The organism is Stenotrophomonas maltophilia group sp. Smal12 (assembly GCF_037079935.1).
In the GTDB taxonomy this organism is placed as follows: domain Bacteria; phylum Pseudomonadota; class Gammaproteobacteria; order Xanthomonadales; family Xanthomonadaceae; genus Stenotrophomonas; species Stenotrophomonas sepilia.
In genome coordinates this window covers 133718-158022 of the sequence record NZ_JBAWUK010000001.1, presented here as the reverse complement: position 1 = coordinate 158022, position 24305 = coordinate 133718, and the positions used below count along the sequence as shown (strand labels likewise).

Here is a 24305-nt window from a genome sequence, read left to right as displayed (position 1 = left end):
GGACGGTGCCCGCCGCCGGCCGGCAGCCTTTGCACGCCAGCCATCAGGAGGACGCCGGCCAGCGGCCGGCAGTCCTGTTACGCGTCCAGCGCCTGCCGCAGCGGGGCGAGGAAGGCCCGGGCGCGCTGCACCGCGTCTTCCGCCGAGCCCGCTTCCGCCAGCGCCGCCACCAGCGCGCTTCCGACCACCACGCCATCGGCCTGGCGGGCCATGGCCGCGGCACTGGCGGCATCCTTGATACCGAAGCCCGCCACCACCGGCACCGATGCGCGCGCGCGCAACGCCTGCAGGCGGGTACTGGCGGCATCGCTGTCCAGGCGCTCGGACGCGCCGGTGACACCGGCAAAGCTGACGTAGTAGAGATAGCCACGGGCCAGCGCCAGCAGCTTGTCGGCTCGCGCCTCGCTGGTGGTCGGCGACGCCAGCAGGACCAGTGCAAGGCCGGCTGCGTCGAACGCCTGCTGGGCATCGCCCGCTTCTTCCGGCGGCAGGTCGACCAGCAGCACGCCGTCCACGCCGGCGTCGACGGCGGCCTTGGCGAAGGCCGCGTAGCCATGGATCTCCACCGGGTTGAGGTAGCCCATCAGCACCACGGGGGTCTGCGCATCGCGTTCGCGGAACTGCGCCACGGCCTGCAGGACGTAGCGGCTGCCGGCGCCGCGTGCCAGCGCGCGCTCGGAGCTGCGCTGGATGGTCGGGCCATCGGCCATCGGGTCGGAAAACGGCACGCCCAGTTCGATCACGTCGGCGCCGGCCTCGACCAGTGCGTGCATGACCGGCACGGTCGCCTCCAGCGAGGGATCACCGGCGGTGACGAAGGGAATCAGCGCCTTGCGCTGCTGTTCGCGCAGACGCAGGAAACAGGCATCGAGTCGGGATACGGGCATTTCAGGCACATCCTTCAATCAGTTCAATCGCATCGCTGGTTCCCCAGTACATCCGGGTGACCTTCCCTTCAAACAGTTCCAGGCGGATGCCCAGGTCCGAACCCGGGTCCTGCCAGGTGAGGTACTCGCCCTGGTCACCGTCGTAGGCATGCGGGCTGGATACCGGCGGCTTCGGGAACTGCGCCATGGCCTGGGCACGGGTCATGCCGATGCGCAGGCCGAAGGGACCGGGCTGTTCAACCGGCAGCTCCGGGTCGTCGCCCGGCTTCAGATCAAATCGGACCACGCGGTCGTCGTCAGTCATCATCGACACGCCCGGCGGCAACCCCCTGCCGTCGTAGTACTCGCAGTCGCCTTCGAAGAACTCTTTCGCGCCCTGTGCCTTCCACGGCCCCAGTGACTTCAGGTCCCCCATGTGCTGGCCAACCAGCACTTCGCCGGCATGGTCCAGTGCAACCGAGGCGACGGCGGGGGCGTTGTCGCCGTTGCTCTCTTCCGCAGACGGCGGATCGACGATCGGCGTACGCGCCATCGGGTCGAGGTCATCGTTGGCGGCCGGCTGCCGTGCGGGCTGCGCGGTGGCTTTGGCAGCCGGCGCAAGCACTGGCGGTTCCGGCGGCTGGCACGCGGCCAGGCCCAGCACCAGCAGAAGCACCCCGCTGTTCCGCAGCAGCGCGCTCACAGCACCAGCCCTTCGCGAGCGGCGATGGTGTGCACGTCCTTGTCGCCACGGCCGGACAGGTTGCACAGCACGATCTGGTCACGCGGACGCTCACGCGCCAGCTTGATCGCCTGTGCCAGTGCGTGGCTGGACTCCAGTGCCGGCAGGATGCCCTCGGTATGCGCCAGCAGGTGGAAGGCCTGCAGCGCTTCTTCATCAGTGATGCCGAGGTAGCGCGCACGGCCGGTATCGGCCAGGAAAGCATGCTCCGGGCCGACGCCCGGATAGTCCAGGCCGGCCGACACCGAGTGGGTCTCGATGATCTGGCCGTCGTCGTCGCACAGCACATAGGTGCGGTTGCCATGCAGCACGCCCGGCCGACCGGCGGCGATCGATGCGGCGTGGCGGCCGGTGCCGATGCCGTCGCCGGCGGCTTCGGCGCCGACGATCTCGACCTGGCGATCGTTGAGGAAGGCGTGGAACAGGCCGATGGCGTTGCTGCCGCCGCCGACGCACGCGGTGATCGCATCGGGCAGGCGGCCATACTCGGCCAGCATCTGCTCGCGTGCCTCGCGGCCAACGATGGCGTTGAAGTCACGGACCATGCGCGGATACGGATCCGGGCCGGCCACGGTGCCGATGATGTAGAAGGTGTCCTGCACGTTGGTCACCCAGTCGCGCATCGCTTCGTTGAGCGCGTCCTTCAGGGTGGCCGAGCCGGAGGTGACCGGCACCACCGTCGCGCCAAGCAGCTTCATGCGGTAGACGTTGATCTTCTGCCGCTCGATGTCGGTGGCGCCCATGTACACCACGCATTCCAGGCCCAGGCGGGCGGCAACGGTGGCACTGGCAACACCGTGCTGGCCGGCACCGGTCTCGGCGATGATGCGCTTCTTGCCCATCCGCGCGGCCAGCAGCGCCTGGCCGATGGTGTTGTTGATCTTGTGCGCGCCGGTGTGGTTCAGGTCTTCGCGCTTGAGCAGGATCTGCGCGCCGCCGACATGGTCGCTCAGGCGCTGGGCGTGGTAGATCGGGCTCGGCCGGCCCACGTAGTGGGCCAGGTCGCGGTCGTAGGCAGCCTGGAATGACGGGTCCTGGCGGGCCTGGTCATAGGCCTGGGCCAGTTCCTGCAGCGGACCCACCAGGGTTTCGGCAACGAAGCTGCCGCCGTAGCGGCCGAAATGGCCCTGGGCATCCGGGAAGGCGTGGTAGTCGGCAATGGGGGAGGCAGACATGGAAGCGACCGCTGGTTCGAGACAGGTGGATACTCTAGCGCACGGGTCTTGACCGGAAAATGGATATTATCTGGCGCATATCGTCAGGAAATCTCACATGAGCCGTTCCCTGCTGCCGCCACTCAATGCGCTGCGTGCGTTCGAGGCCACCGCCCGTCTCGGCGGCGTCGGCCGCGCCGCACACGACCTGCATGTCACCCACGGTGCGGTCAGCCGGCAGCTGAAGCTGCTGGAAGACCATCTCGGCCTGGCGCTGTTCCAGCGTGCCGGTCGCGGCCTGCGCCTGACCGCTGCGGGCACGCGGCTGCAGGCAGCGTGCAGCGAGGCCTTCGGCGGCATCGAAGACTGCGTGCGCGAACTGCGGCGGCCGGCGGCGGCCCCGGCGCTGGTACTGGGCTGCAGCGGCAGCGTGCTGGCGCGCTGGATGATCCCGCGCCTGCCTGCGCTGCAGGCCGCCCTGCCCGGCGTGCGCCTGCAGTGGTCAGCGCTGGATGGCAGCTTCACCGAGGCACAGGCGGCACTGGATGCGGTACTGCTGCTGGCACAGGGGCCGTGGCCCCGGGGCTGGCAGGTGCGTGAGCTGGCCCCGGAACGGGTGGGCGTGGTGGTGGCCCCCTCGCATCCGGCCGCGCAGCGCCTGCGGCAGGCACCGCCCTCGGCGCTGCTGCAGGAGACGCTGCTGCACACCCGCTCACGGCCGCAGGCGTGGCCGGCGTGGGCGCAGGCGCACTCTCTGGACCCCGCGAAGCTGCAGCTGGGCACGGCCTTCGAGCATCTGTACTACCTGCTGGAGGCAGCGGTGGCCGGGCTGGGCCCGGCGATCGCACCCGAGCCACTGGTGGCCGAGGACCTGGCCGCCGGACGACTGGTCGCGCCGTGGGGGTTTGCCGCCACTGGTGGTTTCTGGGTGCTGGCGCAACCGGACGGACCACCTGATGCGCGCGTGGATGCGCTCGCCGACTGGCTGGGCCAGCAACTCCGATGACAACAAAAAGGGGACGGAGGGAATTAAGTCGCAAGTGGCACAAACGACTTAATTCCCTCCGTCCCCTTTTTTCAGCTGGCGGTCGGTGTGGCCAGGCGCTGCTGCAGGTCTTCGCGCAGGCGCGACAGCTCCGCTTCCGCCTGCTGCCGCTGCTGCATTCCTTCGCGATGGATGCTGCGCACTTCTTCCACCGTGGCGATCAGCTGGTCGTGTACATGGCGCAGCGTGGCAACGTCGATCACGCCGCGCTGGTTGCTGCGCGCGGTATCCACCGAGGCCTGGCGCAGCAGGTCGGCATTGCGGCGCATCAGTTCGTTGGTGGCGTCATCGATGGCCGTGGACAGTTCGACCGCAGCCTTCTGTTCGCCCAGCGAGAGCTGGATGGCGAACTGGCGCTTCCATGACGGAATGGTGATGTCGCGGACGGTGTTGAACTTCTCGATCAGCTGCAGCGCGTTGGCCTGGATCAGGCGGATCATCGGCAGCGACTGATCGGCGGCGTGCTGCATCAGCTGCAGGTCGGACACGCGCTTCTCGATCAACCGGATCGCATTGTCGATCTCGCCCTGGCGGATGCGCTGCTGGGGGTCCTCGCTGGCCTGCCCGGCCAGCTGTTCGGCCTGCAGTTCGGCCAGCCGCTGCTTGCCCGCTGCCGCATACAGGCCGAGCGCACGACGTTCTTCGCGGACGATATCGTGCATGCGGTCGAACTCGCCCACGCGCTTGCCCATCAACGCCTGCTGCACGCCGACGTCGGCCAGCAGCTGTTCGATCTGCGCGTTGGTGTCGCTGAACTTCTGCACCAGCTCGCCCTTGGAGGCGCGCATGCGGTCGATCAGGCCACCGATCACCGGCACCTTCGAACGCTGGGCGAAGCCATCCAGCTTCAGGCTGCGCGCGATGCGCACCACCTCGCCCAGCTTCTCGCCACTGGCATCCAGGTCACGATTGCGCACCTGGTCCAGCAACTGGCTGGAGAACGCGGCGGTGCGCGTGGCCGCCTCGCGGCCGAACACCTGCAGGTTGCCCGGGCGCAGATCGTCCAGTTCCAGACGGATCTCGGCGATGCGCGGCAGATCCTCGCGGACCAGCCCAAGCGCCTGCAGTGCACCTTCGTCGAGCGCAGTGGCGGTGGTCGTGCCGGGTACGAGGGCACCGGGGGTCTGGCTGTCCTGGGTCATCGGGCAGTCTCCTTGCAGTTGGGTAAGCGGCAGCGGCGGCCGGCTCAAGGCAGTCTAGCCTGAGCCGCGGCCACCTCGTCATCGATCTGTGCGTGCAACGTGGCAGCCTTGCCGGCCAACGCAGCGCCCGCAGCGGCCTGGCCCGCCAGTGCAGCCTGCCGCCAGGCTGGCAGCAGCACGTCATGGATGCGCGCGAAGCGTTGCAGCAGCATGTTGTCCTGGTCCTGCAGCAGCTGCCATTGGCCGGCTTCCAGGCGGCGCAGCGAGGCCAGCCGGCGAAGATGGTCCAGCCGGTGCGACAGCGCGGCCTGACCGGCGATATCCAGCGTCGTCAGCCGCGACGCAGCCAGTTCGGCCCAGCCGTCCAGCGCCGCGGCCGCCGCGGAATGCTCAACGATGGCCATGGCCCGCAGCTGCATGTGCTGCTGCAGGTGCTGGGCCTGCTCACGCGCCTGCAGGGCCAGTACGCCCAGCTGCGACTGCAGCGCGTGCCCTTCTGCTTCGCGAGCGACATCGCGCCCCAGCAGCCGTCCCCACCAGCCTTCCTGCTGCCGGATCTGCGCCGGGTTGCCGGCCTGCAGGGCCAGCGCGATGCGCGCAAGCGCAGCCACCAGGCGCTCGCCCGCACCCGGTGGCAACGGCGTTTCGCGCCGCGCCAGCGCCTGCAGCAACGGCGCACCATAGTCGGCCAGCGCAGCGACATCGACCGTATCCGGCAGCATCGGTGGCGGCAGTGGCACGCGCGTGGTCACGGCAGCGGCGGCGGCTTCGGCGTGGATGCCGGCATGCCATCGCCGTCTTCCGGTGGCAATGACTCGCCGTAGAAGTGGCGCATCAGCGCCTCATCCAGCGCCCGCTCCTCCGGCGTCGCGGCGCGGCGCACGCGCGCGCGCTGCGCCACCACAGCGCTCGGCGTGCCCCGCTCGACCTGCTGTCGCGCCCAGCCGGCGAACGCGGCCAGGGTCTGCGACACCTGCACCTGCTGCGCCTGCGATGCCGCCAGCAGCTCCACCAGCGGCGCCAGGCCCGCCTGCAGGTCTTCGGCCAAGGCCGTGGCCGGCACGCCGGGGGCTGCCGCGACCGGCGCCGGCGCAGCGGCCGGACGCGCCTCTGAAAGGCGATGCAGGGCCTCCAGCAGCGCCGGCCACGGCGCCGGGTCCGCAACGGCGATCGCTTCCGGCGCGGGCGGTGGCAGCTGCAGCGCGGTGGCGATATCGGCCAGCTGCGCCACCACGCGCCCGCCGACATCGCTGTCGTCGGCCCCCATGGCCTTGTTGCGCAGGAAGTCGCGCTTGATCTGTGCCCAGCGCTGCGCCTGCGTGTCATCCAGTAAGCCGCGCAGTTCGGCCAGCTTCAACAGGTTCTCTTCGGCACCGGTGGTCAGCAGCTGCGCCTCGCCCAGGTAGTGGTCGGAGATCAACTGCTGCAGTTCGTCCTCGTTCATCACCGGGGAGATCTTCTCGGCCAGCTTGTTCATGTTGCGGTAGCTGCCTTGCAGGCGGAACGGCGGCTCGGTGCGGTAGCGGTCGTCCTGTGCGGCGCTGGCGATGTACTGCTGGTTGACCCGGTAGACTACGTCACGCACACGCAGCATGCGCTGCAGGGTGGCGGTGATCTCGTTGATCTCCGCGCTGCTGTAGGCGTGGCTGAGGCCGTTGGTCGAGACCTCCTTGCCCATCGCGCGGTCGACCAGTACATACAGGTCGGCCATGTCGCGCGTGGCCAGCGGCGCCAGCACCGGATTGGAGGTCAGGCTGTTCTCGATGTAGCTGAGGGTGAAGGCGGCCTCCATGCCACCGAGCACGTCACCGAGGTTGTAGATGTCGGCACGGTTGGCCAGCATGTCCGGAATCTTGAACACCTCGCCGGACTCGGTGTACGGGTTGCCGGCCATCACCACGCAGAACTTCTTGCCGCGCATGTCGTAGGTGCGGGTGCGACCGCGCCACACGCCCTCGATACGGCGGGTGCCATCGCACAGCGAGATGAACTTCTGCAGGAACTCGGGATGGGTGTGCTGGATGTCGTCCACATACAGCATGGTGTTGTTGCCCATTTCCAGCGCCAGGTTGAGCTTCTCCAGCTCCTGCCGCGAGGTCGCGTCCGGTGCCTGGGCCGGGTCCAGCGAGCGCACCTCGTGGCCCAGCGCCGGGCCGTTGATCTTCATGAAGACCAGGCCCAAGCGGTGCGCCACGTATTCCATCAGCGTGGTCTTGCCATAGCCCGGGGGCGAAATCATCATCAGCAGGCCCATCAGGTCGCTGCGCTTGTTCTCGCCGACCGTGCCCATCTGCTTGGCCAGGTTGTCACCGATCACGCCCAGGTAGACATCGTTGATCAGCTTGTTGCGTACGAACGAGGACAGCGGCCGCGCCTTGAACTCGGAAAGCCGCAGGGTCTCGCGCTCGCGACCGATGATGCCCTGGCGCAGCGCCTGGTAGGCATGAAACGCTGGCACGAAATGACGCAGGTGCTGCTGCAGGCGCGCGAGGAAATCATCCAGCGATACCATCAGCGCGCCATTGCTGATGCGTGCGTGTTCACCCAGCAGGCCATTGACCTCCGCCTGCAGTGCGGCATCGCTGGCACGGGTGCGCAACTGGCGCTGCACCAGCAGCAACGCGGCGGCTTCGTCGACATAGCCGGCATGCTGCGCATGCGCCGGCATCCGCGCCACTGCGCGCAGCCACTGCCCAGCCAATGACCAACGCGTAGCCAGTGGATCCTGGCCGCGCTGCAGGGCACGCTCGACCGCCTCACGCTGCCCCGCCTGTTCCAGCTGCTCGGCCAATGCCTCCAGCAGCGCCACCGCGTGGCGGCTGCTGCTGAACACCGGATCGCCCGCCGCCAGTTCTTCGCCCAGATAGGCGGCTGCAGCCTCCGCGGCATCGGCATCGAACGGCAACGCGTGGGACTGCGCATACCCCAGCAGCGCCTCGGCCATTTCTGTGCGCAACGCCAGGCGCCCTTCGTCGGACCCCAGCAGGCGTGCCAGCGCCTCGGCGCCCACCTGCCGCGCCGGCCATTGCGCCACCGCTTCGCGCCGCTGCTCAGCGGCCCAGAACAGCAACGCCAGCGCACGCACCCGCGGTGCGTGACGCAGGCTGCCGGCCGCCTGCTGCAAGGGCAGTAGCGCACGCAGGATCAGTGCCGCATCGTGGTCATGGATGCCACGCTCGTAGCCTTCGCGATAGCGTGGTGCGGCGAACGCACGCACACGCTGATCCAGCGCTTCCGGGTTGGCGACGTCGTGCTGCAGCGCAGCCAGATCGAGGCCATCGCGCCCCTCCTGCGCGGCCAGCAGCAGGCTGCCGGCCAGATACTCGCCGCGATACAGCGTGGGCGATTCCGAGTCGAGGGTGACCGGCCAGAACGGCTTGAGTGCGTCCAGCTCCGGATCGTGCAGGGTCTCCAGGAAGTCGGTGCCGGTCAGATGGATGGCCAACGTGTCGCCACGCGGCAACAGGGTCAGGTCCAGTGCCTGCGTATTGACGCTGAAGCGATGGCGCGGGCCCAGCCGCACCACGTTGCCGCCGGCTTCGTACAGGTCACTGCGGTCGCGCAGCTGGCGCACCGCCTGGTCACGCACGCCCTTCAGCCGCGCCTCGATGTCGTCGGCCTTGACGTTGTCGTGCAGCGTGCGCAGGCGCTCGGCCAGCTCACGCAGCTTGAGGATCAGCGGATCACCGGCAAAGAACGCGTTGAGCTCATCGGCGGTGTCGAAGCGCTCGGTGCGCCTGGCCAGGCCGTCGAGGATCCGATTGGCCGCATCCAGTACCGAGCGCGCCTTGCGCTGGCGGTCATCCAGCAACGCCTGCTTGTGCGTTTCGAAGGCCTCGACCAGCTCTTCGCGCTTGCTCAGGATGTCGCCGAGGAACTGCTCGTGTTCGCCGAACTGGCTCTCCAGTTCCTCCAGCTGCACCAGCAGGCGCGACAACTGCTCGTCGGCACGTTCGGGATCGGTGGCCAGCGCCAGCGCGCTGGTGATCGACTGCGAGAACAGCGCGAACTGGGCGGCGAACTGCGCCACGGCCTCGGCCGAACCGAGTGACCTGCGGCGCTGGTCAGCACGCGCGCGCGCCTGGTTGAGGCGACCGTACAGCACCGAGATCGACTCGACCACGCGGGTGCGGGCAGTGGCATCGTCCACCTTCAGGCCGGCCATCAGCTCGGACAGCATGTCCAGGTCGGACGCCATGCCACGCAGGCCTTCCAACTGCTCGTCCAGCTGGCGCGCCGTCTGTGCCTGCTGCGCGGCATCATCCAGCGCCTGCAGGCGCGTGGCCAGCGGCGCCAGCGCTTCCTCGCCAGCGAGGAAGTCACCGGTGGCGGCGCCAACACGGTCCTGTGCCTCCACCAGTTCGACGGTCATCGCCTCGATGCGCGCGGTGTCGATGTAGCGCAGCTCGCGGAGGGTCAGCAGCCGCCCGCGCAATGCGGTGATCGCGTTGAGGGCCTCGACGAAGGCCTGCACCTCGCTCCAGTTCTGCGGTTGCAGCCGGCCCAGCAGCGCCTTGTGCGCGGCCTCGGCCTCCCGCATCGCCTGTGCCGATTGCTGACGGATCGACTGCACCTTCTCGTACTCGTCCAGCACCGATTCGCCGGTCGCGCTGATCTGCCGCAGCAGCGCCTCGGCGCCATCGCAGGCCGCGTCACCCAGCCAGTGGTGCGCATCGAACAGACGCCGCGTATCGGCCACCAGGCGCTGGTAGCGCTGTACCGACACGTCCTGGCCATCGATCTCGCGCGCCAGGTTGAACAGGTTGGAAATGCCGCGCACCAGCTCGGCGTTGCCGATGCGGCCCATGAACGTGTTGCCGGGCGGCCGGTTGGCGGCGAACTCGTCACTGCTGAACGGCGTCTGCCAGACCTGCATCGGATGGATGCGGGTCGGTTCGCTGCCCTCGGCATGGAACAGCACCATGCGCCCGTCCTGCATCAAGGCGTAGCCATGGCCGAACACCGGGTTCTGCAGCACGCGCTGGATGGTGTTGTAGACGAACAGCGCCGAGCGCCCGCCTTCGCGCTCGTAGAAGATGTACAGCACGTCCTCGCCGTTTGGCGAACGGATGCTGCGCTTGAACTGCATGCCGGCCATCGAGGCAACAAATGCCTTGTGCTCGCCGCCCTGCAGGTAATAGCCACCCGGGAAGATCACGCCATGGTCTTCGGGCAGCTGCACGCAGGCCTGCACGATCGCATCATTGCGCACGATGCCGCCGGTCAGCGTGTTGTAGATCAGGCCGCGCCATTCGGTCTCGCGGTACGGCAGCACCTTCAGCAATACCAGCGAGCCGACCCGGGCGAACTCGAACTGGGCGTCGTCCAGCGACTGCGTGCTGTCCTCCACGGGTTCACTGTAGATGCCCTGCCCGGTTTCGGTGTTGTTTTCGACCTTGATGGTGAGGTCGCCACCGGTGGTTTCCACGAACAGGGTGTCGAGGATGTTCAGGTGCGAATGGCGGCCGTTGACCGCCAGGTCGCGGGTCGCCCGGGTCCATTCGAAGTCGAACGGCGGCGGCAGCGCGATATCGCGCTCACCGCGCGCATCCAGGTAGGTCAGCTCGCCCTCGCGCGACAGCGCCCAGCGGAACACGCGCACGTCGCTGCTGCGCTCGCCGATCTGGAACGAGGCCAGCAGCTTGTCGCCGACCACGATCAGCTGCAGCAGGCGCGCGTGCTTGTAGTAGGCATACAGCTCGTTGAAATCGTGCACGAAGCCGGGCTGGTCGAGGAAGCTGCCCTTCAGCTCCAGGGCAGCGACGTCGTAGCCATCGCTGCCCTGCACCAGCCGGTACAGGCCGAACACATCCTCGATGCGGGTCTGGGTCTTCAACCCGATGAACACGTTGTAGCCGAACAGCAGGCGGTCCGGGCCCACCTGCACGATGTCACGGCCGACGCAGTTGTTGTCGCTGCGGATGCGGAAGCGCCCGACCACCTCCAGGCGGCTGTCGCCGAACTCGGCCAGGCGCTGGCGGTTGAGTGTTTCGGCCAGGCCCTGCAGGCGCTGGCCCTGCTCGGCCAGGCGGCGGCGCAGGACTTCGTAGGCGCCGCCCTGGGCGACAGCCTGGTCGACGGTGCTGCCGCCGGCCTCCGGCGCAGTGGATTCGGCGGACGGATGGGTTTCAGACATCAGCAGGTTTCCGGCTCACGGGCGGACGGCCGCGGTTGCGGCCGGCGCGGGCGGGCGATGGCGGCGGCCATCGCCCGATGCATCAACGGGCGCTGTCGACCACGGTAGCCGACACGGTCGGTACCGCTTCGGCATCCTCGGCGATCTGGCGCGGCGCCGGTTCGGCCACGGCCACGCCCAGGTAGCGCTGCATCAGCTCCTGCACGATCGGGCTCTTGCCGGCGAAGCCTTCGATCGACTTGCCCAGCGACACCGCCTTGACCAGGTTCTCGAACATGCCGCCGTCGCCGCCGACCAGGTCGATATCGGCGTTGCGCAGCGCGCTGGCGATGACATTGGCGTTCTCGCGCGAGACTTCCTTGCCGGCTTCGATCGAGGCCAGCGCCTGCTTCAGGCTGTTGTCCAGCATCATGCGGAACTCTTCATGGCCACGTGCCTGGTCACTCAGCGAGGCGATGGCTTCGAACTTGCGCACCAGGCCCTCGGCCTCGGCCAGCAGCTTCTTCTGCACCACGCCGGCTTCGGCATTGCCCAGCGACTCGGTGGCGGTGGCACGGGCCAGGCCCATCTTTTCCTCACCCTGCGCCTGCGCCTGCAGGGTCTCGGCCAGAACGCGGGCTTCGTTGCTGCCCTGCTTCAGGCTGGCTTCGGCCTTGGCTTCGATCACGCGCGCTTCGGCAATGCCGACCTTCTCGATGGCCAGCGCCGAAGCTTCACGCACCTGCGCTTCGGCCAGGCCCGGCGCTGCCTGTTCGGCACGCAGGGCATCGGCCAACAGGCGCTTGGCTTCGGCCTGCTTGCCGGCCGCTTCATGCTCGGCCTGGGCCAGCGTGGTCAGTTCCACCGCGCGATGCTTTGAAGCGGTCTCGCGCGCCTGCGCTTCCTTGACTTCGCGCACCAGCGCTTCCTGCGCCTTGGCCTCGGCTTCCAGGATCAGCACCTGCTTCTGGCGGTCGGCCTCGGAGACTTCGCGCACTTCCTTGATGCGCTCCTCTTCCTGCGCCACGGTCTTGTCGATGGAGATGCGTTCACGGGTGATGTTGGCCACGTCCATCTTGCCCTGCTCGACCACCTTGTCACGCTCCACGCCCTGCAGCTGCACTTCACGATCGGTGGTGACCTGCTCCAGCTGGCGTGCGCGCTCCACGCGCTCGGCCTCGATGGCCACGGCACGCTGGCGGTTCTGCTCGGCCACTTCCACTTCGCGCAGGCGGTTCTGGTCGCGGATCTCGATCAGCTGCTGCGCTTCGATGCGGGCGTTCTCGGACAACTGGCGCTGCTCCTCCTGCACCTTGGCGGTTTCGGCCTCCTCGCGTGCGCGGATGGTCTCGATCTCACGCTTCTGCCGTGCTTCGGCTTCGGCCTGCTGGCGTTCCAGGGCCAGCAGCGCTTCGCGCGCTTCCACGTTCTTCTTGGTGATGGCGAGCTTCTCGTTCTGCTCCAGCTCGTTGGTCACAACGTTCTGCGCGGCCGTCAATTCGGTGATCTTGCGGATGCCCTGCGCATCGAGAATGTTGAACTGGTCCAGCAGCGACTTCGGGGTCTGCTCCAGGTAGTCGATCGCCACGTCCTCAAGGACGTAGCCGTTCAGATCATTGCCGATCACCGCGATGATCTCGTCGCGGAACTCCTGGCGCTTCTCGAACAGTTCGGTGAAGTCGAACTTCTTGCCGACCGTCTTCAGCGCTTCGGAGAACTTGGCGTTGAACAGCTCGTCGACGGCATGCTTGTCCGATGCACGGTCGGCACCGATGGCCTTGGCCACGCGCAGGACGTCGGCCTGGGTCTCGTTGACCCGCAGGTAGAACGCCACGGCGATATCGGCACGCATGTTGTCGCGGCAGATCAGGCCTTCCTTGCCGCGGCGGTCGATCTGCAGCGTGATCAGGCTGATCCGCATCAGCTCGGCGCGGTACAGCACCGGGATGATCAGCGCACCGGTGAAGTGCACCTTGGGCGTGGAGCTCATGTCGTTGACGATCAGGGCCACGCCCTGGTCGACCTTGCGGTAGAAGGCCTTGAACAGGCCGGCCAGGCCGAGCAGTGCGACCAGCAGCACGGCTACGCCGATCAGGAAGGGGGCCATGGTTGCCAACGTCATCAGTGATTCTCCTTGTTGCCCGGAAGCAGGTTGTCCTGGAAGTCGAGGGCGACCGCGTCGGCGCGGACCACCCGGTAATGGTGTTGATCAGCCACGTGTTCGACCAGCACGATGCGCTCGCCACGCTGCAGTTCGATCTCGCTGCGCACCTGCAGCACCAGTCCGGCGCCGCCATCGTCGAAGGTGGCGTGACCGCCGCGGGCATCCACCTTCGGCGAGGCAACCACGCCGGTACGCCCCAGCAGCGAGGCCTGCGCCACCGGGCGCAGGCGCAGCAGGAACCTGCGGACGGGGCGCAGCAGCAGCGCGGTGAACGGAACCGCCGGCAACGGCGCCAGAAGGGCCACGACCGCACCGATCGCCCAGCGCAGCAGGTCCGGCAGCGGCAACAGCACGAACAGATGGACGAAATAGGTGACGATCCAGGCGAAGAAACCCAGCAGCGTCACCACAAGCATGAGGGGAACCCCACCCAGGCCCCAACGCGCCAGCAGTGCGGACAGTCCCTGCAGATCATGTGGGTCGCCATGCAGCGCCCCATCGGCGCCGGCATCGCCAAACCCGTCGTCGACCAGGCCGAAGGCCGCCAGTGCCCAATACAGCACCGCCACCGCCAGCACGATGCTGTACGGCAGGGTCGGGAAACCGAACACGACGGTGAGGAACTCCTGCATCGCTTGCCCTCCTGGGCGGTGGGCGGCGGCCGCCCGTTCGGGGCACGCCGAGCGCGTCCCGTCGATCCCCGCGCCAGCCCTCATGGCAGGCGCGCTTGGGACCATCCTATGTGAAGAATGCGTGCAGGCTCAAATCCAGGTCCAAATCACGACAAATAATGACGCCAATCACTCGAGAACCGTGCAATCGGCGCGGCGCACTTCCTCGACGAAGGTGCGCATCTTGTCGCCGTCCTTGATGCCCGGCTCCAGTTCGATGCCACTGGAGACATCCACGCCCCACGGCAGGGTACCCAGCACCGCGTCGTAGACGTTTTCCGGGTTCAGGCCACCGGCCAGCAGGAACGGGCGATGCAGGCCGGTCGGGATCCGGCCCCAGTCAAAAGCCACGCCGGTGCCGCCACCGCCGCCCGGCGCGTGGCTGTCGAACAGGAAGCCGGCGGCGCTGGGATAGCGCAGCTGCAGGGTGCGGGCGTTGATCTCTTCACGGCCGCCCATGGCGATCGCCTTCAGGTACGGCATGTTGAAGCTGCGGCAGAAGCTCTCGTCTTCCTCGCCGTGGAACTGCAGCAGGGTCGGTCGTACCGTGCGCAGCACCTCGCGCACTTCTTCCTTGCTGTTGTTGCGGAACAGCGCCACCACGTCGACCATGGGCGCGATCGCCTGGCGCATCGCGCGTGCCTCGGCTGGAGCGACCCGGCGGCTGCTTTCACGGGCGAAGATGAAACCCACCGCGTCCACGCCCAGCTCACCGGCCAGGCGGACGTCGCCGGCCCGGGTCATGCCACAGAACTTGATGCGTGTGCGGTAGTAGGAACGGCTCATAGCGTGACCTCGGCGGGCAGGTGCCAGTTGTCGGGGTACAGGGGCCCAAGGAACACCAGGCCCTGCGGCGGTGCGGTGGGACCGGCTACGGTGCGATCGCGCCCGGCCAGCAGTTCGGCGATCCATTCCACCGGCTTCTCGCCACTGCCCACCAGGATCAGCGATCCGACGATATTGCGGACCATGTGATGAAGGAATGCATTGCCCTGCACGGCGACCTCGATCACCTCGCCCTGGCGGCTGACCTGCAGTGACTGCAGCTCACGCCGGGCGTGCAGCGCCTGGCACTGCACCGAACGGAACGCGCTGAAGTCGTTCTCACCGAGCAGGGCCTGGCCGGCGGCGTGCATCAGGGTCTCGTCCAGCGCGCGGCGCTCCCAGCTCAAGGTCTGCCGGTCCAGCGCGGGCCGCACTTCGCGGTTGAGCAGGCGGTAGCGGTAGCGGCGTGCGCGCGCGGAGAAACGCGCGTGGAAATCCTCGGCCACCGGCACGCACCAGCGCACTGCGATCGAGCGCGGCAGGCGGGTGGTAGTGCCCAGCATCCACGCGCGCGGATCGCGCACCACGTCGGTATCGAAATGCACGACCTGGCACTGGCCGTGCACGCCGGCATCGGTGCGGCCGGCACAGACCACCTGCAGCGGCGCATCGGCCACCGACGACAGGGCCTGCTCAAGGCTGGCCTGCACGCTCGGGCCACCCTCGCCCAGGTTCTGCCAGCCCCTGAAATCGCTGCCGTCGTACTCGACGCCAAGCGCGTAACGCATGTGCTACCTCAGATGTTGCGGGAGGGGCGGCGCTCAGGCCGGATCGCGTTCGGACCACACCGCCAGTTCGTTGCCACCAGGCTCGACGAACTGGAAACGGCTGCCGCCGGGGAAGGAAAACACCGGCCGCACGATCTCACCGCCAGCGTCAAGCACCGCCGCTTCGATCGGTGCCAGCTGGTCAGCGTACAGCACCAGCAGCGGGGCACCGGCATCGCTGGCACGCAGCGGCTGGCCGCGGAAGAAGCCGCCCTGCAGGCGGCCGTCGTCGAACGCGGTGTAGTCGCTGCCATAGTCTACGAACGACCAGCCGAACGCCTTCTCGAAGAAGGCGCGGCTGGCTGCAGGATCCGTGGAAGCGAATTCAACGTAGTCGATGCGGCGCTCGCGGCTCATGACGGGGTCCTTGTCGGCGGGTTCGATCACGGCAGGCGGGCCAGCAGTTCGCGGGCCTGGGCCTGGCAGTGCAGGTCGCCGCCCTCGGCCACTTCCTGCAGCAACGTACGCGCGGTCTGGGCATCGCCCAGGTCGAGGTAGGCGATGGCCAGCTCAAGGCGTTCCTGGCCGGCGCGCGGCGCCCAGCCGGCATCGCTGGCCGGCGGCGCAGTACCGTCTTCATGCGCCGCCGCGGCCAGCGCGTCATGCGGCGCTGCGCCCGAAGCCTCGCCGTCATGGTGCTCGGCCGGCAGGTCGAACACGCCGCGGAACTGCGGCTGCTGTTCGGCGTGCAGCGCGTAGTCCGGCACTGCCACCTCGCCAGGGGCCGCCTGCGCGAGCGGCTCATCCTGCGCGGCGGCGGCCGGCGCGGAATCCTCCTGCGTGACCACCGGCTCGTCCCAGCGCGGCAGGTCGGTCACTGCCTCGGGCAGCTCCATCACTTCGTCATCGCGCAGCGTCTGCGCCTGCCAGTCAGCCTGGGCGGCGACGTCGGCGACCGGTTCGGCAGCCACGTCATCCTGCCCCCCGGTTTCGCTCGCCCAAGCCGGCATCGCCGGCTCCTGGCGGCCCGCTTCGGGCACCACAGACGACCATGAGGACTGCTCGGCCAGCGTATCCAGCGCCGCGCCCGCCGGTACCGCAGCGGTCAGGCCGGCGGCATCGTCTTCGTCGCGCAGCGGCGGCAGCGGCGATGGCTTGCGACGACGCAGCAGCCAGGCTGCACCGGCCGCCAGCAGCAGCACCGGCAGCCCCAGCCAGTACCACGGCGTTGCCGCATCGCGGGTATCCGGTGCCTGCGCCAGTCGCTGCTGCGCGGCGGCCAGGTCGTTGTCCTTCATCGCGATCAGCGACTGCTGCTGTTCCTTGAGTTTTTCCAGGTCGGCGACGCGCTGCTTCAGCTCGCCAATCTCGGCATCGCGGGTCGCGATGTCCTCGCGTGCCTGGCGCAGTTGTTCGTTGCCCAGCATGTCACCCTCGCTGCCGGCTCCAGTGCCGGTGGTTGTGCCCGCGCGCGCGGCGTCGGAAGCCAGCGCCGGAGCGATTTCAAGTCGTGCCCCATTGGCCGCGGCCGGGGAAGAAGCGTTCGTGGTTGCGGCCGCGGCCACCGGGGCGACGGTACCCGCCGGTTGCGGCACGGTGCGCGCCTGCCGCCACTGCGCGGCGTGCTCGCGCACCAGCGCTGCGGCCTCGGCGGCATCGACCGCCGCCAGTGCATCGCTGCCGGGCATGCGCAGTACGGCGCCTTGCTTGAGCAAGTTGACGTTGCCGCGGATGAAGGCCTCCGGGTTGGCCCGCAGCAGGGCGATCATCGCGCGGTCGCGGCTGACCTGGTTGCCGCGGGCCACCGCGCTGGCGATCTGCGACAGGGTCTGCCCACGCTGGACGATGACGCTGCCATCGGCTGCCTGCGCGGCAGCGGGTGCAGCCCCTGCACGCGGGCGAGCCGATGCAGGTGCCGGCGCTGCCGCAGTGGACGGCGCAGGTGCGCTTGCGCTCTCCGCAGCGGCCGGTGCCGGTGCAACGTCACGGACGATGGTGTTGGAGAGGGTACCGGCCGGCGCGACGATTTCCGGTTCGGCCACCGCCAGTGCGCTGGAGGGCGCATCAACCAGTGCCGAGTATTCGCGCACCAAGCGGCCCTGGCCCCAGTCGGCCTCGATCAGGAAGCTCAGCGACGGGGTTTCGACCGGCGTCTGCGAGGTCACCCGCACCACCGCCCTGCCCTGCGCATTGCGGGTCAGTTCGAACTGCAGCTCGCTGACCAGCCCGGCCGGCCGCTGCAGGCCGACGCGTTCGAAGGTGACCGCAGAGGCCAGCGCGACGCGCAGGTTCTCCAGTTCGGATGGATCGGCCGAGACTACCGGGATTTCGGCCAGCAGGGGCTGGCCCGGCTTGGACAGGACACGGATGTCACCCAAGCCCAGGGCAAGCGCCGAACTGCTGGCCAGGGCCAGCAGCGCGGTGGAAAGATAGAGGAGCGGGCGCTTCGCGCCCCTGGCCCGTTTATTCATGGGCGACACTATAAAGCGTGCGGACCGGGGTCCGCACCCACCGAGGGGACCTTCGGTAGCGCCGGCCGCTGGCCGGTAGCACCACATGCCAATCACGGCAATGCCGGCCAGCGGCCGGCACTACCGGTGAGGCAACCGCTGTGATCAGCGCTGCTCGGCGGCGACCAGCTCGGCCAGCTGCACGGCGTTCAGGGCAGCGCCCTTGCGCACGTTGTCCGACACGATCCACAGGTTCAGGCCACGCGGGTGCGACAGGTCCTCGCGGATGCGGCCGACGTACACCGCATCGGTCCCCGAAGCATGGGTAACCGGAGTCGGATAGCCACCGGACTCGTGACGATCCACCACTTCGATGCCCGGCGACTGCTCCAGCAGCGCGCGCGCTTCAGCGACGGTGACCTTGTCGCGGGTCTCGATCGCCACCGACTCGGAGTGGCCGTAGAACACCGGCACGCGCACCGCGGTCGGGTTCACCAAGATGCTGTCGTCGCCGAGGATCTTGCGGGTCTCCCAGATCAGCTTCATCTCTTCCTTGGTGAAGCCATTGTCCTGGAAGTCATCGATGTGCGGGATCAGGTTGAAGGCGATCTGCACCGGGAAGCGCTGCGGATCGATCTCCTGGAAGCTGAGCAACTGGCCGGTCTGCTTGCCCAGTTCCTCCATCGCCGAGCGGCCACCGCCGGACACCGACTGGTAGGTGGACACATTGATGCGCTCGATACCGTACTTGCGGTGCAGCGGCGCCAGCGCCACCAGCATCTGCATGGTCGAGCAGTTAGGGTTGGCGATGATGCCACGCGGACGGTTGGCGACCTGTTCCGGGTTGACCTCGGACACCACCAGCGGCACGTCATCGTCGTAACGGAAGGCCGAGGAGTTGTCGATCACCACCGCACCGGCGGCGGCGAACTTCGGTGCGTATTCCTTGGACACGCTGCCGCCAGCCGAGAACAGCGCGATCTCGACACCGGTCGGATCGAAGGTGGCCAGGTCCTGGACCTTGACCTTCTGGCCGTTGAATTCAATCTCGCCACCGGCCGAACGCTCGGAGGCGAGGACGCTCAGGGTGCCGACCGGGAAATCACGCTCGGCCAGGATCGACAACATGGTCTCGCCAACGGCGCCGGTGGCACCGACGACGGCGACGTGGAAACTGCGCTGTGCATTGCTCATGGGGAACTCTCACGAAAACGGGAATGGGGGAAAACACGCACGACAGCTGGGTTCGGGGAACCTCCTCAAGCGGGGCGCGCGGAGGTTCCCTATCGTTTCCCGGTTTTTTTGCCCAGCATCACGCGCGCGGCCATCGCCGCGTCAGCGTTGATCGAGCTCGGCATGCGCGACGGGCCGCCGTCCAGGCCGAGCCCGGCAGCCAGATTATCCACGGCCAGCTGTACCATCGCCGTGCGCGTGGCCAGCGAGGCGCTGCCGATATGCGGCGTGAGCACCACGTTGCGCAGCGCCAGCAGCTCCGGGCGCACCTTCGGCTCGCCCTCGTACACATCCAGGCCAGCGGCCGCCAGGTGGCCGTTGGCCAGTGCGTCGGCCAGCGCCAGTTCGTCGACGATGCCGCCGCGGGCGATGTTCACCAGGGTTGCCGTCGGCTTCATCTTCGCCAGCGCAGCTGCGTCGATGATGTGATGCGAGGCCGGCGTGTAGGGCAGCACCGTTACCAGATGGTCGGACTGTGCCAGCAGTGTATCCAGGTCCACGTAGGTCGCGCGGAGCGACGCCTCGGTGTCGGCCGGCAACCGTGAACGGTTGTGGTACAGCACCTTCATGCCGAAACCGTGCGCGCCGCGGCGGGCGATGCCCTGGCCGATGCGGCCCATGCCAAGGATGCCCAGCGTGCTGCCATGGACATCCGCGCCCAGCATGGTCTGGAACGACCACTGCTGCCACTGCCCGTCACGCAGCCAGCGCTCGGACTCGGTGATCCGGCGCGCGGTTGCCATCAGCAGCGCGAAACCGAGATCGGCGGTGGTTTCGGTCAACACGTCCGGCGTGTTGCTGGCCAGGATGCCGGCCGCGCTGAGCGCGTCGACATCCAGGTTGTTGTAGCCGACGCCGACATTGGCGATCACCTGCAGCTGGGTGGCATCGGCCACCTGCGCCGCACCGATGCGCTCGTTGAGGGTGATGATCGCGCCGTCGGCGCTGGCCAGCTGTGCGGCGATCTGGTCCGGCGACCAGGCGGTGACGGTGTCGGTGCTGCGCAGCTGCACGCGATCGCGCAGCGGCGCGATGGCCGCCTCGATCAGCGGCTGGCTCACCCACACGGTCGGCCGCGTGTCAGCCATCGATCTGCCCGGGAATGCGCGGGGTGATCGTGCCGACATCGCCGCACTGCGCGCGATGACGCAGCGCCTGATCCATCAGCACCAGCGCCACCATCGCTTCGGCGATGGGCGTGGCGCGGATGCCGACGCAGGGATCGTGGCGGCCGGTGGTGACCACCTCGACCACGTTGCCGTCCGTATCCAGCGACGGGCCCGGCAGGCGCAGGCTGGACGTCGGCTTCAGGGCGATCGACGCAACGACCGGCTGGCCGGTGGAGATGCCACCGAGGATGCCGCCGGCATGGTTGCTGGCGAAGCCCTGCGGGGTCAGCAGGTCGCGGTGTTCAGTGCCCTTCTGCGCGGCGCTGGCGAATCCGTCGCCGATCTCCACGCCCTTCACCGCATTGATGCTCATCAGCGCAGCGGCCAGTTCGCCATCAAGCTTGCCGTAGATCGGCTCACCCCAGCCCGGCGGCACGTTGTCGGCGACCACGTCCACGCGCGCACCGACCGAATCACCGGACTTGCGCAGCGCATCCATGTACGCCTCGAGTTCCGGCACCTGTGCGGCGTGCGGCCAGAAGAACGGATTGTCTTCCACCGCCGACCAGTCGAAACCGGCCGGGGTGATGTCGCCCAGCTGCGACAGGTAGCCACGCACGGTGACGCCGAAACGCTCGGCCAGCCACTTCTTGGCGACCACGCCAGCGGCCACGCGCATGGTGGTCTCGCGTGCCGAGGAACGGCCACCGCCACGCGGATCGCGGATGCCGTACTTGTGCCAGTAACTGTAGTCGGCATGGCCCGGGCGGAACTGCTGGCCGATATTGGCGTAATCCTTGCTGCGCTGGTCGGTGTTACGGATCAGCAGCGCGATCGGGGTGCCGGTGGTCAGGCCCTCGTATACGCCGGACAGGATCTCGACCTCGTCGGCCTCGCGCCGCGCGGAAGTGTGCCGGCTCTTGCCGGTCGCACGGCGCTGCAGGTCGTGGGCGAATTCGGCCGCGTCCAGCGCCAGCCCCGGAGGGCAACCATCGATCACGCAGCCGATGGCCGGCCCGTGCGACTCGCCGAACGTGGTGACGGTGAACAGCTTGCCGAACGAATTGGAGCTCACGGGCGCTGCGCCGCCAGTTCGGTGATGCGTGCGCTGTGGGCGATCAGCTCGCGGCATTCGACCGCAAAGATGCCCATCTGGCCGACCTTGAACTCGATCCAGGAAAAATCGACTTCCGGCAGCAGCTTGACCAGATGCTGTTCGGACTCACCCACTTCACAGATCAGCAGACCGTCTTCGCTCAGGTGCAGCGGGGCGTCGCGCAGGATCTTCAGCACCAGGTCCAGGCCATCGTCACCGGCACGCAGGCCCATTTCCGGCTCGTAGGAATATTCCTGCGGCAGGGCATCAGTCTCGTCGTTGGTGACGTACGGCGGGTTGGTGACGATCAGGTCGTAGTGGCGGCCGGTCAGGCCATTGAACAGGTCCGACTTGATCAGGGTGACGTTGTGCGCCTGCAGGCGCTCCTTGTTCTCCTCGGCCAGCGACAGTGCGTCGTCACTCAGGTCGACGCCGTCCACTTCCCAGTTCGGGTAGTAGTGGCCCATGGCGATGGCGATGCAGCCCGAACCGGTGCAAAGATCCAGCGCGCGGCTGACATCGCGGCCGGCCAGCCACGGTTCGAAACCACATTCGATCAGTTCGGCGATCGGCGAGCGCGGCACCAGCGCGCGCGTGTCACTCTTGAAGCTCAGGCCGGCGAACCAGGCCTCACCGGTCAGGTAGGCAGCGGGGATGCGTTCGTCGATGCGACGCTGGAACAGTTCCAGCACGCGCAGCTTTTCGGCCTGCAGCAGGCGTGCCTGGCCGTAGGCCGGGCCGAGGTCGTGCGGCAGGTGCAGGCTGTGCAGCACCAGTTGGGTGGCCTCGTCCAGCGCATTGTCGTAGCTGTGCCCGAAGGTCAGCCCGGCTTCGTTGAAACGGCTGGTGCCGTAGCGGATCAGATCGATGATCGTATGGAGTTCGGCGGCCGTTTCAGCGGTCATGGCGGTACTGCGGGCAAAGTGGCCCCCGATTATAGGGGCTGGCGCCCGTGGCGGCATCCGTTGCGGCGGAAACAATCGGGCCACAGCCGGTATGATGGAGCCCATTTCGCGCGGGAGCCCCCATGTTCAATCGCAACGCCGGCATCATCCTGCTGATCGCCCTGGCCGCGGGGCTCGGCCTGCTCGCCGCCCAGCAGGTGTTCGCGCCGAAGCCGCCGGCCAACGCCCCGGCCACCGAAGCGATCACCCTGTACCCGCAGCCGCGTGAACTGCCCGACTTCAACCTGGCCCAGTCCGACGGCACCCGCCTGATCCCGGGCGAACTGAAGGGCCACTGGACCCTGGTGTTCCTGGGTTTCACCTTCTGCCCGGACGTCTGCCCGACCACCCTGGCCGAGCTGGCCGGCGCACAGAACCAGTGGGAAGCCCTGCCCGACAGCCTGCGCCCACGCGTGCTGTTCATCTCGGTCGACCCGGACCGCGACAGCGCCACCCGCCTTGGCGAGTACGTGCACGGCTTCCACAAGGACACCCTGGCCGCCACCGCCGATATCCCCTCGCTGGAGCGCTTCGCCACCTCGCTGGGTTTCGTGTTCCAGAAAGTGCCGGGCAAGCATTTCGACGAAAACCCCGAGGATTACACCGTCGAGCATTCGGCCAGCCTGGCCGTGCTCGACCCGCAGGGCCGCCTTGCCGGCCTGGTGCGCCCCCCGTTCAATGCGCCGGCGATCGCCCGCGACCTGCACAAGCTGACCGAGAAAACCGCCCCATGAGCCTCACCACCGCCCTGACGTACGCCCTGCCCCATCGCCTGCTGTCCTCGATGGCACGCTCGCTGGCGTACTCGGACGATCCGCGCGTGTCGCGCTGGCTGATCGACACCGTCACCCGCAAGTTCAACGTCAATCTGGACGAAGCGGCCAACCCGGACCCGCGCAGCTACGCAACCTTCAACCAGTTCTTCACCCGCGCGCTGAAGCCGGGCGCGCGCGTGGCCGATGCCGATCCGCGCAGCCTGGTGATGCCGGCCGACGGCCGCATCAGCCAGCTGGGGAAGATCGAGGCCGGCCGCATCTTCCAGGCCAAGGGCCAGTCGTTCACCGCCGCCGAGCTGCTGGGCAGCGACGAGGACGCCAAGCCGTACAACGACGGTCTGTACGCCACCGTGTACCTGTCGCCGCGCGACTACCACCGCGTGCACATGCCGTGGACCGGCACCCTGCGTGAAACCGTGCACGTGCCAGGACGCCTGTTCAGTGTCGGTCCTGCGGCCGTCAACGGCGTACCGCGCCTGTTCGCACGCAACGAGCGCCTGGTCTGCCACTTCGACACCAGCTTCGGCCCGATGGTCAGCGTGATGGTCGGCGCGCTGCTGGTGTCCGGCGTGGAAACCGTGTGGAGCGGCGAGGAGATCCCGGCCTACGGCGATCGCATCACCCGCAAGGACTACCGCGGCAAGGGCATCAAGCTGGAGCGTTTTGCGGAGATGGCACGCTTCAATTACGGCTCGACCGTGGTGGTGCTGCTGCCGCCGGGCGTAGCCGAATTCGCACCGCATCTGGATGCCGAGCATCCGGTGCAGCTGGGCCAGGCGCTGGCAAAGCTGCGCTGACAAAAAGGGGACGGAGGGGATTAAGTCGTTTATGCATAAACGACTTAATCCCCTCCGTCCCCTTTTTCCACAACGGAATGCCGGCCAGCGGCCGGCACTACCGGTCGCGCGTTACTGCAGGACCGGTGCTGGGCCGACGTCCATGCCGTCGTAGTCTTCCACGCCGTGCTCCGCGGCCAGCGCCGCGAATTCCTGGTTGCGGCGGTCCAGCGAGGCTTCGTCGTGGATTTCCACGCGCTCCACGTGCAGCACGTGGAACGGCGCGTCGCCCTCTTCCGGTTCCTGCTCGAAGAGTTCCACGAAGGTGTAGCCCTGTGCCTGCAGGTGCTGGGCCAGCGCCTGCAGCGGCTCGGCACTGGCGTGGACGAAGAAATACCCCCACAGCAACGGGCCGTTGATGTCCCAGTCGGTGTTCTCGCGGAGGTTGGCGAACAGGTTGCGGGTGGCTTCGAGGTCCATACAAATTCCA

At 68.0% G+C, this 24305-nt stretch carries 20 protein-coding genes; 3 read left to right on the top strand and 17 right to left on the bottom strand.

Features of this window, described 5'->3' with window-relative positions; translation table 11 throughout:
- Window positions 1-77: 77 nt before the first annotated feature.
- The 3 genes from trpA to trpB are packed head-to-tail and all read right to left on the bottom strand — an operon-like array spanning window position 78 to window position 2783.
- The gene (trpA, locus tag WDC87_RS00700; RefSeq protein ID WP_005417949.1) at window positions 78-887 is read right to left on the bottom strand and encodes a tryptophan synthase subunit alpha; all 810 of its coding nucleotides are present in this window, start codon (window positions 885-887) and stop codon (window positions 78-80) included.
- A 1-nt stretch (window position 888) separates the two neighbouring features.
- Window positions 889-1569, bottom strand: coding sequence for a hypothetical protein (locus WDC87_RS00695; protein ID WP_072168496.1), 681 nt, complete (start codon window positions 1567-1569; stop codon window positions 889-891).
- Window positions 1566-2783, bottom strand: coding sequence for a tryptophan synthase subunit beta (gene trpB / locus WDC87_RS00690; RefSeq protein WP_072168497.1), 1218 nt, complete (start codon window positions 2781-2783; stop codon window positions 1566-1568). Before trpB ends, WDC87_RS00695 begins: the two co-directional genes overlap by 4 nt.
- 97 nt (window positions 2784-2880) lie before the next feature.
- Here trpB and WDC87_RS00685 point away from each other — a divergent pair, with 97 nt between their 5' ends.
- The gene (locus tag WDC87_RS00685) at window positions 2881-3768 is read left to right on the top strand and encodes a LysR family transcriptional regulator (RefSeq protein WP_252745399.1); all 888 of its coding nucleotides are present in this window, start codon (window positions 2881-2883) and stop codon (window positions 3766-3768) included.
- Between the two features lie 71 nt (window positions 3769-3839).
- Here the strand turns inward: WDC87_RS00685 and WDC87_RS00680 are convergent, their stop codons facing one another.
- From WDC87_RS00680 to prmB, 13 genes are all read right to left on the bottom strand, one after another.
- Window positions 3840-4949: a toxic anion resistance protein gene (locus WDC87_RS00680; protein ID WP_072168499.1), complete on the bottom strand. Its 1110-nt coding sequence runs from the start codon at window positions 4947-4949 to the stop codon at window positions 3840-3842.
- Window positions 4950-4993: 44 nt separating this feature from the next.
- Complete coding sequence (locus WDC87_RS00675; protein ID WP_188240775.1) at window positions 4994-5701, bottom strand: hypothetical protein; 708 nt, start codon at window positions 5699-5701, stop codon at window positions 4994-4996.
- Window positions 5698-11085, bottom strand: coding sequence for a DNA repair ATPase (locus WDC87_RS00670; RefSeq protein ID WP_301655186.1), 5388 nt, complete (start codon window positions 11083-11085; stop codon window positions 5698-5700). Before WDC87_RS00670 ends, WDC87_RS00675 begins: the two co-directional genes overlap by 4 nt.
- An 82-nt stretch (window positions 11086-11167) precedes the next feature.
- Window positions 11168-13186, bottom strand: a complete 2019-nt coding sequence (locus tag WDC87_RS00665) for a hypothetical protein (RefSeq protein WP_005417967.1) — start codon at window positions 13184-13186, stop codon at window positions 11168-11170.
- The gene (locus WDC87_RS00660; RefSeq protein ID WP_134969110.1) at window positions 13186-13860 is read right to left on the bottom strand and encodes a DUF1449 family protein; all 675 of its coding nucleotides are present in this window, start codon (window positions 13858-13860) and stop codon (window positions 13186-13188) included. Before WDC87_RS00660 ends, WDC87_RS00665 begins: the two co-directional genes overlap by 1 nt.
- Before the next feature lie 168 nt (window positions 13861-14028).
- Window positions 14029-14685, bottom strand: coding sequence for a phosphoribosylanthranilate isomerase (locus WDC87_RS00655; protein ID WP_065179160.1), 657 nt, complete (start codon window positions 14683-14685; stop codon window positions 14029-14031).
- Entirely contained in the window at window positions 14682-15452 is a 771-nt protein-coding gene (gene truA / locus WDC87_RS00650) for a tRNA pseudouridine(38-40) synthase TruA (RefSeq protein WP_088497829.1), read from the bottom strand. The genes WDC87_RS00655 and truA overlap by 4 nt, the downstream gene beginning before the upstream one ends.
- 33 nt (window positions 15453-15485) lie before the next feature.
- A complete protein-coding gene (locus tag WDC87_RS00645) occupies window positions 15486-15848 on the bottom strand; it encodes a VOC family protein (RefSeq protein WP_049414720.1) in 363 nt (120 codons plus the stop codon).
- 26 nt (window positions 15849-15874) lie between these two features.
- Window positions 15875-17902 carry a FimV/HubP family polar landmark protein gene (locus WDC87_RS00640; RefSeq protein ID WP_072168505.1) on the bottom strand — a complete coding sequence of 676 codons (2028 nt, stop codon included), beginning with the start codon at window positions 17900-17902 and terminating at the stop codon, window positions 15875-15877.
- A 144-nt stretch (window positions 17903-18046) separates the two neighbouring features.
- On the bottom strand, window positions 18047-19075 hold the full coding sequence (locus tag WDC87_RS00635) for an aspartate-semialdehyde dehydrogenase (protein ID WP_072168506.1): 1029 nt from the start codon (window positions 19073-19075) through the stop codon (window positions 18047-18049).
- 89 nt (window positions 19076-19164) lie between these two features.
- Complete coding sequence (locus WDC87_RS00630; RefSeq protein ID WP_088497831.1) at window positions 19165-20202, bottom strand: D-glycerate dehydrogenase; 1038 nt, start codon at window positions 20200-20202, stop codon at window positions 19165-19167.
- Window positions 20195-21298, bottom strand: coding sequence for a chorismate synthase (gene aroC, locus WDC87_RS00625; protein WP_061480026.1), 1104 nt, complete (start codon window positions 21296-21298; stop codon window positions 20195-20197). The genes WDC87_RS00630 and aroC overlap by 8 nt, the downstream gene beginning before the upstream one ends.
- Window positions 21295-22224, bottom strand: coding sequence for a 50S ribosomal protein L3 N(5)-glutamine methyltransferase (prmB, locus tag WDC87_RS00620; RefSeq protein ID WP_069139585.1), 930 nt, complete (start codon window positions 22222-22224; stop codon window positions 21295-21297). The genes aroC and prmB overlap by 4 nt, the downstream gene beginning before the upstream one ends.
- A gap of 122 nt (window positions 22225-22346) precedes the next feature.
- On the opposite strand from prmB, the gene WDC87_RS00615 reads away from it, so the two are divergent.
- Together WDC87_RS00615 and asd are read left to right on the top strand one after the other, a co-directional pair.
- Window positions 22347-22997 carry an SCO family protein gene (locus WDC87_RS00615; protein WP_072168509.1) on the top strand — a complete coding sequence of 217 codons (651 nt, stop codon included), beginning with the start codon at window positions 22347-22349 and terminating at the stop codon, window positions 22995-22997.
- Entirely contained in the window at window positions 22994-23836 is an 843-nt protein-coding gene (gene asd / locus WDC87_RS00610) for an archaetidylserine decarboxylase (protein WP_069139587.1), read from the top strand. The genes WDC87_RS00615 and asd overlap by 4 nt, the downstream gene beginning before the upstream one ends.
- A gap of 111 nt (window positions 23837-23947) precedes the next feature.
- Here asd and WDC87_RS00605 read toward each other — a convergent pair whose 3' ends face one another.
- Window positions 23948-24295, bottom strand: a complete 348-nt coding sequence (locus WDC87_RS00605) for a ribonuclease E inhibitor RraB (protein ID WP_049414732.1) — start codon at window positions 24293-24295, stop codon at window positions 23948-23950.
- Window positions 24296-24305 lie beyond the last annotated feature (10 nt).